This window comes from Cupriavidus basilensis (assembly GCF_029335485.1).
Classification (GTDB): Bacteria; Pseudomonadota; Gammaproteobacteria; order Burkholderiales; family Burkholderiaceae; genus Cupriavidus; species Cupriavidus basilensis_E.
Genome location: NZ_JARJLM010000571.1, coordinates 1 through 13,944, shown reverse-complemented (window position 1 = coordinate 13,944; position 13,944 = coordinate 1). Strand labels below are relative to the sequence as shown.

Sequence of the window (13,944 nt, the reverse complement as noted above, 5' to 3'; positions counted from 1 at the left end):
AGGCGTTTTGCGGATTCGTGGTGGGCGCGTCAGTCCTGCCTGACTGCTGGCGCTACCGGTGCGAACGGCATCACCACTGCAGATGGCATTGCTTTTTATTGTCGTGCCCCTGATGGCGATGGGCCGTGGTAGTTCACGCATCTGCGTTACCGGCGCAGTGGCTCCCGATTGGTCGTCCGCCGCTTCTATCGGGCTGCTTGTGGATGGGCTGTTGGCTGCTTGCTCTCCTTCTCCCCTCTCCCTCTCTCCCATTCTTTCTTTCGCGTTTTGTGTGGGGGGTTCTTGTGCATGTGGTGAAGATTGGCGGCAGCTTGGGGCGTGACCCGCTGTTGCGGGATTGGCTGCGGGAGCTGGCTGCGTTTGGCGGTGGGCGCGTGGTGGTGGTGCCGGGAGGCGGCGGGTTTGCCGATGCGGTGCGCGAGTCGCAGGCGCAGTGGGGCTTCGATGACCTGGTTGCGCACAATATGGCGGTGCTGGCCATGGTCCAGTACGGCTTGATGCTGCAGGGGCTGTGCCCGGGGCTGAAGGTGGCGGCCAGTGACGATGCGATCCGCGCGGTGTTGCGCGATGGCGGCGTTGCGGTATGGACACCGTTCGGCCTGTTGCGCAAGGAGCCGGATGCGCTGGCGAGCTGGGATGCGACTTCCGATAGCATTGCCGCCTGGCTGGCTAACCGGCTCGGCGCCCGGCGGCTGGTGCTGGTCAAGTCGTGCCCGGTCGAGCCGGGGATGACGCTGGCGCAGTATGCGGATGCGGGGGTGGTCGACCGGCATTTCTGCCATTACACGCGGGCTGCGGCGTATCCGGTCGCGCTGTTGCAGAAGGACGAGCCGCAGCGGCTGCGCGAGCTGCTGGGCGCGCTTGCGCAAGACGGTGGCTAGTGTCCTGAGCCTGAACGCCGGTGGCTCAGGCCGGCAGCGGTTCCGGCGTGCCTGTCCGCTGCAAGCCTGCGCGCAGCGCCGCTACCTTCGCGGGATCGAGCCGTCCTGCGCGTCCGCCGTCGCACAGCGCGCCGCGGAAGCCGGCGAAGTCCGGCGCCAGCGCAAGCAGCCGCGGCAGGTGCCCGGGCTGCAGGGAGCCGGCCAGGCCAACCTTGACGCCTCGGCTTCGCGCCATGCCGGTCATGGCGGCGAGCGTGCCCATGTCGACACGGTCGAACAGGCTGCCCGCCTGCTTGGCCGCGGTGTCGGCCATCACCGCCGGGAATCCCATCGCGCAGGCCTCTTCGACCAGCTTCAGGTCCACCCCGTGGTCGGCCAGGAACACTGGTACTACCTGCCACGGCAGGGTCGCCAGGCGCTGCAAGGCTTCGCGCGCTTGCGCGCCGGGCGCTATCCCCACCTTGACGTAGTCGACGCCGCATTTGCCGATGGTATCGGCCATCAGCATCATGACGGCATGCTCGGCCGGCGCCAGGTCGCCGATCGTCGCGCTCAGCAGGCGTCCGGGCCAGCGTGCGCGCACCGCGCCAACCACCTCGCGCACGGTTTGCGCCGGCAGCGCGCCGAGCGCCCCGGCGCCGGGTTCCTTCAGGTCGATCAGGTCGGCTCCGGCGGTGGCGGCCTGCAGGGCCTCTTCCACATTGCGTACGCTGGTCAGCAGGGATGTCATCGGGTCTTCTCCAGGGTGGGCTCGGGGTTGGCACCGTGGCGGGCGCCATGGGCGGGGCCGGTATCGCCGGCGTGCCAGGCCGCGACGCGTTGCTGCAGCCATTGCCAGGCTTCGCGTTCCGCCGCGCCGGCGGTCTTGTCGATGGCGATCTGCAGGTAGGCCATCTCGCGGGCGATCTTGTCGGCCGGCAGCAAGTGCAGCCGGCTGACCAGCACCGCGCCTTCGATGACCGCCGCCTGCGCGCGGTTGAAGCCGGGAAAATCGCCGTGGCTGGCCTCGATCACGCGGGCCATGCGCAGCGAGGGCCGCGCGGGATCGCCGCTCTGCTGCGCCAGGCGCAGCTCGACGTGGCTCAGCGCGCCGGCCAGCCGCACGCCGTGGATCCGCTGCGCCGGCACGGTGGGCCATTGCCGGCGGCCGGTGACGCAGCCGGCGAAGACGCGCACGTCCGTGGTCAGGTTGACCACGGCAGTGCCGGTGCCGACGATATTGTCGTAGGTGGCGGAGGGCCGGAACGGCATCAGCACGATGTCGCCGCCAGCGTAGCGCACGCCCATCGGCGCGATATGCGGCGCACCCGCCGCCGAGACGGTGGTGACGATGGTTTCGTAGATCACGTCATTGCTCATGGCTCTCATGCCTCGCATGCCTCTCTCGGCTTCATGCCCGTTTCTTCATGGTGGCGCCAGGGGCGCACCATTCGCTCAGGTCCTGCGCCTCCCGCTCGTCCGCGCAGCCCCAGTCCAGCGACTGGTCCTGCACGTAGCGCTTGCCCAGCCGCCAGGCGATCTCCGCGCGGGCCAGCTCCACGCCCATGTAGAAGGCGTGGTTGCCATCGTGCTCCAGCTGCAGCCGAGGAAACAGCGTGAAGGGGTCCGCCGCCACATGGTGCCCGTCGCGGTTGTAGGCGTGGATCCCTTGCTCGGACACCTGCACGCGGAAGTTGGGGTCGCGGATCGCGCTGGCGGTCTCGGCGATTTCCTCCGGCGTATCGGGATAGGGTTCGCGCGCATGCAGCGTCATCATCTGGTCGGTGATGCCTTTGGGCAAGGCATTCTGCTCGCGCGCGGCGTACATCATCCGGCGCGCCACATCGGCTTCGCGAATGGCGCGGCGCGCATGGCCGCTGACCTGCGTGGTCAGGATCGCGCAGGCATGCAGCTCCACCGCGATACCCATCAGGATGGCGTTGATGCCGCCGGTGTCGGCCTCGGTCAGCTCGGTCAGGTTGCCCACGCCGAGCAGGATGGGCGCCTTGGGAAAGCGCTGGCGCAGCCGCTCGTAGCGCCCGAGCGAGGCCAGCAGGCCGAACGGGATGGGGTCGAGGATGGCATCGGCGATATAGGCCCGGCCGCGCTGCTCCATGGCTTCCACCGCCGCGTACAGCGATGCCTCGTCGCCCGGCTGCTGCGGCACCAGGATCGGCGTGGAAGCCACTTCGTCCGCCACCCACAGGGTCTCCAGGGTCAGGCTGAGCAAGTAGTCCGCGCCGGCCTTGCCGCCACGCACCAGCTCGTCGGCGCTCATCGAATCCACGCTGACCAGGAAGCCCTCCGCCTTCAGCGCGCGCACCGTTTCCTCCAGGTGCGGGAAGGGCGTGGCGGGCAGGCAGCCAAGGTCGATCACGTCGGCGCCGTCCGCCCGGTGCCGGCGCGCCCGCGCGCATACGCCCTCGATATCGAGCTGGGGGGCGTCGACGATCTCGGCGAAGATGGCGATATCGTGTTGCGACAGGTCGGCCGGCCTGGCCTTGCGGTTGAAGAAGTGGGGCAGGTCCTTGAGTTCTTCCGGCCCGCGCTCGACCGGCATGCCGTAGTGCTGCGACAGCGCGTCCAGATCGCCGCGGCAGCGGCCCGGGACGATGATGCGGTCCGCTGCCACCGGCGCCGCCACGCGGCGGCGCACCAGGTCGGCGGTCATCAGCGCGGCCACCTGCAGGCCGATTTCGCGGATTTCCCAGGTAAACGGCGCGGGCTCCAGGCTCCGCAGCACGCGTTCCAGGCCTTTTTCCGCCAGGCGGCCGGTCAGGAAGACGATATGTTCCATGTCAGGGACAGTGCCTTGAGTCGTTGATCCAGTGCGCCCCGCAACTCGCCGATGGAGCACACCACCTGGCAATGGTCGATGCGGCGCAGGCGCGCCACGTTCTCCAGCTCGATATTGCGGGGGTGCAGCTTCAGCCAGCCGTGCGGCCCCTTGGTCACCACCACCGGCTCGGTATCGCAGGCGTACACGATGCCGGGAATGCCGAGCTTGCCGGCCTGGGCAAGGACATTGGTCGGCAGCGTGTCGGAGATGCCGAAGGCGCATTTGGCGACCGTGTTGCTGGTGGCCGGCGCGACGATGGCGGTGTGGTAGCGGCGCGCGTAGAACATGCCCACCGGCGCCGCGCTGGCGGTCTTGTCGCGAAAGACCCGGAAGCGCGCCTTGAGGTCCTTGAGCTGGATGCCGTAGATCGCCAGCACTTCCTCGGCCGCGCGCGACAGGAACAGGTCCACATCGGGCAGGGTGGCGGCCAGCGCCAGGCTTTCCTCGAGGAAATGCCCGGAGCCGGTAATGGCCCAGGCAAAGCGGGGCACGCCGTCGTCGGGCGCAAGGGCCTCGATGCCATCGCCGTCGATCACGGCGAATCCTTCTGTGTCGGCAAGGGTGGCTGCGGATGGATGGGGCAACGTGCGGCTCGCTAGGGTGGTCGACCTCGGCAGCAACGATTGCAGGAGTCGTGCCTGGCGCCGGCGCGTTGATCCGCATGGCCCTGGCGGCCGGTTGCGCCGTGCCGGCTGTGCCGCCGGCGGGACAGGTTGTGCCGTCCGCTTGCCTGTGTCCCGCGCAGCCGCGCCACGCCGGCCGCCCGCCGGGCCGCGTCGGAACCGGGGCGCCGCCCCGCGCGTCCGTGTGGCCTGCTTCTTGCGAGACTGGCACCGGAGCGCGGCCGGGGCCGTAGCGCGTTGACACGCAGCTTGCGCAGCCTGCGCCGCGTAGCGCGTGCATTGCTCGGAGGGCAGATGAAACGAGACGACATGATGATGCGGGCCGATGCGGCCGGGTTTGGCTTGCTGCCGGGACTGATGGCGGAATCGATGGCCGGCGGGGAGGCGCCGGCGCGCTCGCCCGGCCTGATGGACCTGATCTTTATCGAAGGCTTCGAAGGGCAGACCATCATCGGCATCGACGATAGCGAACTGCGCACGCCACAGCCGCTGCGCATCGACCTGACCGCCGGGCTGCCGCGCAGCGCCGCCTGCAGCAGCGACCGGATCGGCGACACCATCGACTACGGCAGGGTCCGCACCGCCTTGCGCGCGTTGCTGGACACGCACCGCCTGCAGTTGCTGGAGGCCTTTGCCGAGCGCGTGGCGCAACTGCTGCTGGAGGATTTTGGGGCGCACTGGGTGCGCGTGGTGGTGGTCAAGCCGAAGAAGTTCGACGACGTCGAGGCGGTGGGGGTCGCGATAGAGCGGCGCCGGGACGAGGCCCTGCGCGCGCAAGACCACGGGCATGGCTGGCCGGGCCGGGGCGCGGCCGGCTTCTGATCAGGGTCTGCCCCGGCGTGGCGGCGGAACCGGCCGGCGCCGCGCCGTTCCGCGGCTGCCGCCGCACTGCCGCTGCCGCACTACCGCCGCATCACCTGGTACGGCCGGCGCCGGCCGGGCCCGGATCGATGGGCATCGCGCACAGGGCCGGGTCGAGGCAGCCCGCGATCATCGCGCTGGCCACCGTCAGGTCGGCACTGGTGCCAGGGTTCAGGCCGGCGGCTTTCAGCTCCCGGTCCCATTGCGCGAGCGCCCCGGCATCGATGGGCTGGCCCGCCTCGAGGCGCCCGTGGAACAGGCGTGCCCGGTCGCTGACGCGCCTTGCCGCCGGCAGCCCGTGCTTGCGCGCGATGTGCGAGTCCGGAAAGCGCGCCAGGAAGGCGAGATAGACTGCCGTCACCGCCCGCTGCAGCCGCCCGGGCCAGGCGCCATGCCCGGCCAGGTGCCTGCGCAGCACCGGCAGGCCGAGCGTGAAGAGGTCGGCATAGCCGTTGGCATACTGGCGCGCCACCGTATCGCGCATGGCAGCCAGCTGCATGGCGGCGCGCAGGCCGACCGTGGGCGTGGCGGCCACGTCCTGCTCCGGCGCGGCGCCAAGGCCGGCCGGCATGGCATGCGCAATGGCCCGGTAGGCGGCTTCGGCATCGGCCACGGTCAGGCCTGCCAGTACCGCCTCGATCCGCTTGCCGAGCGCATCGGCATCGCGCGGCGGCCCGCTTTCCATGGCAGCCGCAAGCGGCGCGCATAGCAGCAGGATGCCAAGGTTGGTATTGCACCGCGCAATCGCCCGGGTTTGCGCGACCGCCTGCTCGATGCGTTCGCCGACCTGGAGCGCGCGGTTGGTCAGCGGGGCCGCCGCCGCCGCCGCGCTGTCCAGGAAGAGCCCGGCGGTCATGCCGTGGCCGGGGGCATCGATGCTGACGTTGCCCGGCTTGGCCACGGTCACGTCCAGCGTGCACGCCCACAGGAATGCCGCCGCCGCGTTGCCGGCCGCCCCGGCGTCCGGTGCCGCCCTCACGCCACGGCTGCGCGGCGCGCGGGTGCGCTGCGCGCCGCGGGCAGCTTGCGGGCCAGCAGGTCGTCGACCAGCAGGCCGGCGATATCGACCCTGGTCACGGACTGGAGTCCATGCCAGGCCGCCACGCCATTGACCTCGATGACCATGGCCCGGTCCGGGTTCTCGCCTTCGCCGATGGGGACGAGATCCACGCCGGCATAGTCGAGGCCAAGCGCCTCGGCAGCGCGCACGGAGAGCGCGGCCAGCGCCGGCGCGAGCTCGGCATGCTCGCAGCGGGCGCCTTGCGCCACATTGTGGATCCAGCCCTGGCTGACGCGGCGCATGGCCGCCACCGCCCGTCCGCCCACCACCAGCACGCGCCAGTCGAATCCGGGCTGGCCTGGCGCGGCCCGGGAGGGCACGAAGCGCTGCAGGTAGGCCACATGCCGGTACGCCGCCAGCGCGGGCAAGGGCACCGGCGCATCGCCCGCCGCCGCCCCGATGCGCCGCAGCCCCTTGCCCTGCGAGCCGAACAGCGGCTTGAGCACCAGCGCGCGCCCGGCCGCGCTTTCGCGCATGACCGTGCGCTGCGCCTGCGGCACGGACTCGCTCACCCAGGTGGCGGGGGTGGGAATACCGGCCAGATGCAGCAGGAAGCTTGTCATGCCCTTGTCCACGCTGCGCTCGATGGCGCGCGCATCGTTGTACACGGGCACGCCCAGCTCGCGCAGCGCGTGCAGGATGCCCAGCCGCAGCGTGACCTGCTCGAAGCTGCCGGAGGCAAGGCCGCGCACGATCACGGCGTCCGGCAGGCCGCGCCCATAGCCCGGGATCACCAGCCCGTGCCAGGCCCAGGTGGTGTCGATCCGGCAGTCCGCCAGGTTGACGCAGCGGCCTTCGCAGGCGCGCTCGCGCAGCGCCTGCTTCAGCCGGGCGGTATGCCAGCCCGTTTCGTCGGTCATGATGGCGACGCGCAGCGGCCCGCGCGATGGGGCGGCGGTCATGTCAGGCCTCCTGCAGCCATTGGGCGCGCAGCAGCGGCAGGTTCGGCGCGCCCGCGTGCCAGGTCCGGCCGGAAGCGAGATTGCTGACCCAGGCCTCGGCCGGGGCGAACAGGGCCGGGTCGATGCGGTAGAAATCGTAGCCGTACTCCTTGAACACGTCGGCGAAGGGCCTTCCATAGTCGCGCGACCTGGCTGACGGGAGGTCCTGTGCCAGCGCCCGGGCGGTGTCGTCGTCGGTGTCGACCGTGAGGTGCACGCTGCCGCCATAGAGGATGGCGTCGTTGGTGCGGCCCATCGCCTCGCCCGCGTCGGCGCCGGGCGGCGGCAGCGGCGCGGCGCCACTGCCGCCGAGGATGCGGTCCAGCGGAAAACCAAGCACGTGCGCCTTGTGCAGCGCAACCTCCAGCACGCGGCCCACCACCTGCGTGGTGCCGGCCAGGCTGGCCGTCGGCGTGAGGACGATGGTCAGTTGCCCGGGCCGCAGCCCGCAGTCCCGCAGGAGCTTCCGGATCACGATCTCCGGCGGCGCGCGGTCGACCTCCAGTACCAGGCAGGCGCTGCCGTCGCCGCCGGGGAGGCGGTCGCGGTAGCCGAGTTCCTCGAACAGCGTTTCCTTGCCGGCCAGCGCGCGCGCCGGCCCGGAGCCCAGCGCGAAGAATGCCTTGCCGCCGGTTTCCTCCTTGCTGGCGCTCAGGCTCCAGCCGGCGTACTGGCTCGCCAGGCAGGCGAGCACGGGCTGGCCGCTGCTGACCTCGATCTGCGTGGGCCAGCCTTCGCTGCCGTGCCGCAGCCGCACCTGGCCCAGCCCGCCCATGCAGATGCCGGCGATGGCGATGCCCGCCTCGACGCTGCCGCGCGCCGCGACGCCGGCATCGACGATGCGCACGCCCTGGGGCCCTTCGGAGACCGCGAGCTGCCACTCGGCACGATGGTCGAGCAGGCGCGCGACGAGCGGCTGGCTGAGCGCGTTGACGCTGAGTGTGCTGGCAGGGCTGGAATGCGTTGTGCTTGGCATGGGTGCCTCGGTTCGATGGTGGATGTGCCGGCGCCTTGCGTTCAGGGCAGTTCGGCCGCCACGGTGCGCGCCATGGCCATGGCTTCGGGGAAGCCCAGGTAGACCGGCCCGGCGGCTTCGCGCATGGCCAGGAACAGCCGGTGCTGGACCTGGTACTTGATATTGCCGATGGCGAGCGCGCCGACCCCCACCGCCCGGCCGGCACCGATGCCCTTGCCGTCGTCCATGGCATCCACCCCGGCGATGCCGGCCGGCGGCACGGCGTTGACGTCGGCGGCCACCAGCAGCTTGCCGGCGGCGGCCCGGTCCGCCTCGCCGACGACCTGGACGCCGGCGCTGGCGGTGGCAAATACGATGTCCGCATCGGCCAGCGCCGCCCGCAGCGCGTCCGCCGAGCGGATCAGGAGGCCCTCGGTCTGCGCGTTGAAGCGCGCATTGGTCTCCCGGCTGATGCGCACGGCCTGTGTCTCGTCGGTACGGTTGGACAGCCACACCTGCGCGCCCAGTTGCGAGGCCAGCGCGCCGGCGACACGGCCGACCGCGCCGCCGCCGCCGAGCACCAGCACCCGCCGGCCGGAGAAATCGGTCCGGTGCGCCTTGCGCAGTTGCCGCTCGACGGCCGCCACCAGCGCCGCGGCGGTGGTGTAGGAACCGCTCGGGTCGGCGAAGACCGATACCGCGAACGGCGGCACCATGGCCTTGCGCGCCGCGTCGAGCATGTCAGCCGCCAGCACCACGTCGCGCCCGCCGATGAATAGGCCCGTGCTGGCCACGCCTTTGGGCCCGCGGGAGAAGATGGCGTCCTGGGTCAGGGCGGCGATGTTGTCGCGGGTGACCTCGGCATAAGGGATGACGTGCTCGTAGCCGGCGTCGATGGCCATGTTGACGTCGAAGGGGCTGGCTTGCCGGCCTGGCGTGAACATGTGGAGGATGTAGGGGCGTGCCATTCTGGGTTGCTCCGTGGTCTGAGGGCTTGATTTCAAATTCATCGGTCCCGGGAGGCAGCATCTGACGTGCCTCCAACCGGCCTTCTCCCGCGGAAGCGGTTCCCGGGGAGAGCGCGGGCGCGCGCTACGCCGTCGCGCGGCAAGCAACCGTCTGCTTCGACAGGCTCGCCTCATGCCGCGCCGGCGGCGCCACCTGTGCTCCGCGATTGGCGCCCGTGACGATGCGGGCCTGGAGGCGCGGCTCCAGCAGCCCCGCCGCGCGCACGCCGGCCACCGCCTGTTCCGCCGCTGCCTGCGAGGGCACGATGGCGAATCCGGTCGGACCCCACGAGCTCTGGCCGATCGCGGCCGCGTTGGCATGGGCGTGGCGCGAGATCCAGTCCAGCGCGCGGCTGACCGCCGGACTGCTGTACACGCCTCCCTGCGCCGGCGCGAAGTAGCCGCCGATGACCTGCTGCAGGTGATTGAGCCCCGCGGCGAAGGGCGCGAAATCCTGCTCGGCCGCCGCCGGCAGGATCTGCATCAGCACGCGGTGGCAGAGATCGGCGGACAGTGCCTGCGGGAAGGACGGGAGCCCTTGCATGGCCTGCTTCTCAGCCGTGCCGTGCAGGCCGGTGCGGCTGTGGTCGAGCAGCAGCACGATGCGCCAGCCGGGCGGGAAGTCGAAACGCGCCGTCAACGGCGCCACGCTGCCCGCGCTGCGCGGGCCGCTGTCCACCAGCAGCCCGCCGCGTTCGAACGCGGCGATGCCGACGCCGGAGCGGCCTCCGCGTCCGAGCAGGCGGGCGATGTCGGCGCCCGACCACGGCAGGCCGTGCAATCCGGCGAACGCCCGGCCCAGCGCCAGCGCCAGCTGCGTGCCCGAGCCAAAGCCCGCATGTGCCGGCAGTACCTCATGCAGCCACACCGCCAGCGGCTGCTGGATGCCGCTGGCCTGCTTCAGCCGTTCCAGCCAGGCTGAGACGCGCGGGACTTCCTGTCGCGCGGCAGGGTCCGCCGCGGCGACCCGGTCCTGCGCCGCCGGGCCGAGATCGAGGAGGGTCGACGGACCGCCGATCGACAGGCCCAGGCTGCCGAAGCGCCGCCCCAGCGAAGCGCCCGGGTCGAGAAAACCCAGATGCAGGCGCCCGTTGGCGTGAACCCTGACCGTGCCGGGCGGGTTGAGGCCATGGCTGTCGCGGGCAGGCCTGTCGGACTTGTCGAACTTATCGAGCTTATCGAGCGTTTGCATGGATGAGGGCCTTTCGCGAATCGCCTTGCCAGCCTGATCGGGTCGATCCAGTTAATCCAGTCACTAGTCACTAGTCACTAGCCACTAGCAAACGGCATACCATTGCGCCGGGCGCCTGCCAGCGAAGGGCGCACGGCCGGGCGGGTGACAGCGTGTCATGGTCCGCGTCCCGCTTTGCGGACAAGGTGTCATGGCGCAAGGCGGGACGCGGGTGAAGCGCTCTCAGTCCCCGGCTGCAGGCCGTGACGCCGCCGCCTCCCGTGCGATCTCGATGCATAGCAGGCGCATCTTGCGGTACAGCGTATTGCGGCTGACCCGCAGCGTGCGGGCCACGGTGCTGACGTTCCAGCGGTGTATCTGCAGCAGGTCCAGGATGGTTTTGCGTTCGTTCAACTGGATGGCGTTGAAGGGCGGCAGGGTTTCCTGCGCGGCCTTGCCCGCCTCGGCCCCGTCGCTGGCAGCGCCACGGCCATGGCGTGCAGGGCGTGGCGCGCCTTGCACGACTTCCGGCGGGAGTTGCCGGCTGGTCAGCCGCGCGCCGTCGCACAGGGCCACGGCGGTGCGCAGCGCGTAGCGCAGCTGGCGCAGGTTGCCGGGCCAGTCGTAGCGCATCAGCGCCTGCTCGGCGTCCGGCGCAAGCGTGGGCGGGGCCTCGCCCGGGCCCGCTTCCTCCGCCAGGATGGCGTGGATCAGGGCCAGCCGGTCGGCGCGCTCGCGCAAGGGCGGCAGGCGCAGTTCAACGCCGCTCAGCCGGTAGAACAGGTCCTCGCGGAAGCGCCCGTCGTGGACCAGTTCGGCCAGGTTGCGGTGGCTGGCGCTGATCAGCTGGAACTCGACCCTGGTAGCGGTCTCGGAGCCCAGCGGCGTTACCCGCCGCTCCTCCAGCACGCGCAGCAGGCGCGCCTGCAGGGCCATCGGCATGTCGCCGATCTCGTCGAGGAACAGCGTGCCGCCGTCGGCCTGCAGGATCTTGCCGCGCCGGCCTTCGCGCTGGGCGCCGGTAAAGGCGCCCGCCCGGTAGCCGAACAGCTCGCTTTCGATCAGCGATTCCGGCAGCGAGGCGCAATTGATGGCAACGAACGCGCCCCGCGCCGCCGGGCTGGCGGCGTGCAGCGCATTGGCGAAGACGTCCTTGCCGGTGCCGGTTTCGCCATGAAGCAGGACGGGCACATTGCGCGCGATGACCCGCGTGGCGAGCCGGATCTGCGCGTCCATGCGCGGATCGCCCGCGGCTGGCAAAGCGTGCCCGGGCGCTGGCGCCGCGGACTCGCGCGGCGCGGCCTGGCGCGCCGCCGGGCGGGCCACCCGCGGCTGGCAGTCCTGCGGCGGCTGCTGCGCGACCATGAAAAAGCGGTCGGATGCCTGCGCGAGATAGACCGGCACCGGATGAAAGGACTGGCGCGCGCTGCGCGCCACGAGTTCGTCGAGCGTGCTCATGAACAGTTCGTCGATGCGCTTGCCGCGCAATGCCTGCATCGAATGGCAGCCGAGCTGGAGCAGGGCGCTGCGGTTGGCGGCGAGCACCACGCCGTCCCGGTCGACCGCGAGCTTGCCCTCGCCGGCGGTGTAGACCAGTTCCGGCTGGCTGTGGAAGCGGATCGGATAGGCATGGCGCAAGCGGGCGTCGAACAGCCGGTTCTCGATATTGCGGCACGACATGCCGACCAGGACCGGGGAATGCTGCTGCAGCAGCAGGGGCGAGCGGCTGGTGACATCGAGCACCGCCGCCAGCTCGCCGTTCTCGTCGAAGATCGGCGCCGCCGAGCAGGTGAGGGCGGCATAGCGCTGGAAGAAATGCTCGTGCTGGCGGATCGCCACCGCGCCGCCTTCCGCCAGGCAGGTGCCCATGCCATTGGTGCCGGCTTCGCGCTCGCTCCAGATGGCGCCGACGCGCAGGCCTTCCGGGGCGATCTCCCGCGCGAACCGGTCGGAGGCGACCAGATGCATGACGACGCCCTCGGCATCGGTCAGCATCACCGCCATATCGGGGTCGGCGAGCTGTTGATAGAGCGTGGTCATCTCCAGCCGGGCACAGTCGGCCAGGGCATCGAAGCGTTGGCTACGCTCGCGCAGTTCGCTGGCGGAGAGCACCGGCGGCACCGGACGCAGTTCCGGATCGAGCCCGTATTCGCCCAGGCAACGGGTCCATGAGCGAACCACCGCGGCGCTGGCATCCGTCGCCGACTGCGGGCAGGCGACGGCGCGCGCAATGCGCTCGGCATGGGTGCCCGCGGGCCGCACGGGGAGCTGGGTCAGGGTCAAGGCCGTCATGGATAGGTCTCCTGCTGCGCTGGCGTACTTCCGTGGCAGGAGTCTGCGCAACGGGGCCGGCGGCCGCAATACCTCTTAGGCGGTAGCCACGCCCGCCGAGGGACGGGGACGGGCGGCAGCTACTACCTAGGAGGTAGTGCCAAGTGGAAATGGCTGGGCGGGCGTGCGCTGGCCATACTCGACACCAATGCAAGCACCCCAGCGGAGAGCACACATGAGCAGACAATCCATCCTGAACGCACGGCATCGCGAGCTTGGCTCGAACCTGGACGGCGACACCTGGAACGATATGCCGATCCCCTGGCGCTACCGGCGCGATCCGCAGGACGAGGTGGTGGCCGTGCGCACCGCCGCCGGCCTGTACGACATCAGCGGCCTGAACATCGTCAAGGTGTCCGGTCCCGATGCCGCCGCGGTCATCGACGGCATGGTGCCGATCGATGTGCACCGCCTGCGCCCGGGTACCGCGCGGCTGGCCGCCGCCGTCGACGAGAACGGCGCCGTCAGCGATGACCTGATGGTGATCTGCGATGGCGAGAACCGGTACCGCCTGTCCCACGGCAGCGGCAATACGCAGCGGCAGCTGGCCGCGCTCTCCCAGGGGCGCGACGTGGCCTGGGAGCAGGACTTCGATGTGCACATGCTGTCGCTGCAAGGGCCGCGCGCCGCGGCCATCCTCAAGGCGCACGTCGGCATCGCCCTGCCTTCCCTGCCGTACTTCGCGCACCGCGAGACCACCCTGTTCGGCCACGGCATCGTCATCTCCCGGGGCGGCTACTCCGGCGAGGAAGGCTTCGAGATCGCCTGCGCGTCCGCGGACGCGGTCGCCCTGTGGGACGCGCTGCTGGAGGCAGGCAAGCCGCAAGGGCTGATTCCCTGCGCCTGGGATTCGCTCGAGCTGGCGCGGATCGAGGCCGCCCTGCTGTTTTTCCCTTTCGACATGCCGGAAGGCGACACCACGCCGTGGGAGGTCAATCTCGGCTGGGCCATCGACACCGACAAGGCCGCCGGCTATGTGGGCAAGGCGGCGCTGCTGAATGCGCGCGGCAAGGAGCGCTTCTTCCAGGCCGGCGTGGCGGTGCGCCATGACCGCGCGGTGGAGGCCGGAGCGAAGATCTTCGTGGATGGCAAGGAGGCTGGCGTGGTGACCAGCGCCACCTTCAGCCGCTACCTGATGCAATCGCTGGCGCTGGTGCACCTGCTGCCGGGCTGCAAGGCGCTGGGCACCAGGGTCGAGATCCGCGACGGCAACGGCACCCATGCGGGCACGGTGACGAAGACGCCGTTCTACGATCCGCAGCGCCTGCGCACCCAGGTCAAGGCTGCCTGAACCCC

General features: G+C 70.8%; 13 protein-coding genes. 3 read left to right on the top strand and 10 right to left on the bottom strand.

Going from position 1 to position 13,944, the window contains the following annotated elements:
* Positions 1–284 precede the first annotated feature (284 nt).
* The gene (locus tag P3W85_RS35555) at positions 285–881 is read left to right on the top strand and encodes an aspartate kinase (protein ID WP_276268210.1); all 597 of its coding nucleotides are present in this window, start codon (positions 285–287) and stop codon (positions 879–881) included.
* Positions 882–906: 25 nt separating this feature from the next.
* Here the strand turns inward: P3W85_RS35555 and P3W85_RS35550 are convergent, their stop codons facing one another.
* The 4 genes from P3W85_RS35550 to P3W85_RS35535 are packed head-to-tail and all read right to left on the bottom strand — an operon-like array spanning position 907 to position 4,235.
* A complete protein-coding gene (locus P3W85_RS35550) occupies positions 907–1,611 on the bottom strand; it encodes a (5-formylfuran-3-yl)methyl phosphate synthase (RefSeq protein ID WP_276268209.1) in 705 nt (234 codons plus the stop codon).
* Positions 1,608–2,240 carry a DUF447 domain-containing protein gene (locus tag P3W85_RS35545; RefSeq protein ID WP_276268208.1) on the bottom strand — a complete coding sequence of 211 codons (633 nt, stop codon included), beginning with the start codon at positions 2,238–2,240 and terminating at the stop codon, positions 1,608–1,610. Before P3W85_RS35545 ends, P3W85_RS35550 begins: the two co-directional genes overlap by 4 nt.
* A gap of 31 nt (positions 2,241–2,271) precedes the next feature.
* Positions 2,272–3,657 carry a DUF6513 domain-containing protein gene (locus P3W85_RS35540; RefSeq protein WP_017231253.1) on the bottom strand — a complete coding sequence of 462 codons (1,386 nt, stop codon included), beginning with the start codon at positions 3,655–3,657 and terminating at the stop codon, positions 2,272–2,274.
* The gene (locus P3W85_RS35535) at positions 3,636–4,235 is read right to left on the bottom strand and encodes a flavoprotein (protein WP_017231254.1); all 600 of its coding nucleotides are present in this window, start codon (positions 4,233–4,235) and stop codon (positions 3,636–3,638) included. Before P3W85_RS35535 ends, P3W85_RS35540 begins: the two co-directional genes overlap by 22 nt.
* A gap of 381 nt (positions 4,236–4,616) precedes the next feature.
* Between P3W85_RS35535 and P3W85_RS35530 the strand changes: the two genes are divergently transcribed.
* A complete protein-coding gene (locus P3W85_RS35530; protein ID WP_430869683.1) occupies positions 4,617–5,144 on the top strand; it encodes a dihydroneopterin aldolase in 528 nt (175 codons plus the stop codon).
* 91 nt (positions 5,145–5,235) lie between these two features.
* Here P3W85_RS35530 and P3W85_RS35525 read toward each other — a convergent pair whose 3' ends face one another.
* The 6 genes from P3W85_RS35525 to P3W85_RS35500 form a co-directional block, all read right to left on the bottom strand.
* Positions 5,236–6,162, bottom strand: coding sequence for a triphosphoribosyl-dephospho-CoA synthase (locus P3W85_RS35525; protein ID WP_276268207.1), 927 nt, complete (start codon positions 6,160–6,162; stop codon positions 5,236–5,238).
* Positions 6,159–7,145 (bottom strand): ATP-grasp domain-containing protein, encoded by a 987-nt coding sequence (locus tag P3W85_RS35520; RefSeq protein ID WP_276268206.1) that lies wholly within the window; start codon positions 7,143–7,145, stop codon positions 6,159–6,161. Before P3W85_RS35520 ends, P3W85_RS35525 begins: the two co-directional genes overlap by 4 nt.
* A 1-nt stretch (position 7,146) precedes the next feature.
* Positions 7,147–8,160, bottom strand: coding sequence for a methenyltetrahydromethanopterin cyclohydrolase (gene mch, locus P3W85_RS35515; RefSeq protein ID WP_276268205.1), 1,014 nt, complete (start codon positions 8,158–8,160; stop codon positions 7,147–7,149).
* A 41-nt stretch (positions 8,161–8,201) separates the two neighbouring features.
* Positions 8,202–9,107 (bottom strand): NAD(P)-dependent methylenetetrahydromethanopterin dehydrogenase, encoded by a 906-nt coding sequence (locus P3W85_RS35510; protein ID WP_276268204.1) that lies wholly within the window; start codon positions 9,105–9,107, stop codon positions 8,202–8,204.
* 124 nt (positions 9,108–9,231) lie between these two features.
* The gene (locus tag P3W85_RS35505; RefSeq protein ID WP_276268203.1) at positions 9,232–10,338 is read right to left on the bottom strand and encodes a beta-ribofuranosylaminobenzene 5'-phosphate synthase family protein; all 1,107 of its coding nucleotides are present in this window, start codon (positions 10,336–10,338) and stop codon (positions 9,232–9,234) included.
* A gap of 222 nt (positions 10,339–10,560) precedes the next feature.
* Positions 10,561–12,609, bottom strand: coding sequence for a sigma-54-dependent Fis family transcriptional regulator (locus P3W85_RS35500; RefSeq protein WP_276268202.1), 2,049 nt, complete (start codon positions 12,607–12,609; stop codon positions 10,561–10,563).
* Between the two features lie 214 nt (positions 12,610–12,823).
* Here P3W85_RS35500 and P3W85_RS35495 point away from each other — a divergent pair, with 214 nt between their 5' ends.
* Entirely contained in the window at positions 12,824–13,939 is a 1,116-nt protein-coding gene (locus P3W85_RS35495) for an aminomethyltransferase family protein (RefSeq protein WP_276268201.1), read from the top strand.
* Positions 13,940–13,944: the final 5 nt, after the last annotated feature.

Excerpts from the sequence above, each read along its gene's own strand:
- P3W85_RS35540 (WP_017231253.1), bottom strand. The coding sequence starts at position 3,657 with ATGGAACATATCGTCTTCCTGACCGGCCGCCTGGCGGAAAAAGGCCTG.
- P3W85_RS35545 (WP_276268208.1), bottom strand. The coding sequence starts at position 2,240 with ATGAGCAATGACGTGATCTACGAAACCATCGTCACCACCGTCTCGGCG.
- P3W85_RS35510 (WP_276268204.1), bottom strand. The coding sequence starts at position 9,107 with ATGGCACGCCCCTACATCCTCCACATGTTCACGCCAGGCCGGCAAGCC.
- P3W85_RS35530 (WP_430869683.1), top strand. The coding sequence starts at position 4,617 with ATGAAACGAGACGACATGATGATGCGGGCCGATGCGGCCGGGTTTGGC.
- P3W85_RS35505 (WP_276268203.1), bottom strand. The coding sequence starts at position 10,338 with ATGCAAACGCTCGATAAGCTCGATAAGTTCGACAAGTCCGACAGGCCT.
- P3W85_RS35500 (WP_276268202.1), bottom strand. The coding sequence starts at position 12,609 with ATGACGGCCTTGACCCTGACCCAGCTCCCCGTGCGGCCCGCGGGCACC.
- mch (WP_276268205.1), bottom strand. The coding sequence starts at position 8,160 with ATGCCAAGCACAACGCATTCCAGCCCTGCCAGCACACTCAGCGTCAAC.
- P3W85_RS35495 (WP_276268201.1), top strand. The coding sequence starts at position 12,824 with ATGAGCAGACAATCCATCCTGAACGCACGGCATCGCGAGCTTGGCTCG.
- P3W85_RS35520 (WP_276268206.1), bottom strand. The coding sequence starts at position 7,145 with ATGACCGCCGCCCCATCGCGCGGGCCGCTGCGCGTCGCCATCATGACC.
- P3W85_RS35550 (WP_276268209.1), bottom strand. The coding sequence starts at position 1,611 with ATGACATCCCTGCTGACCAGCGTACGCAATGTGGAAGAGGCCCTGCAG.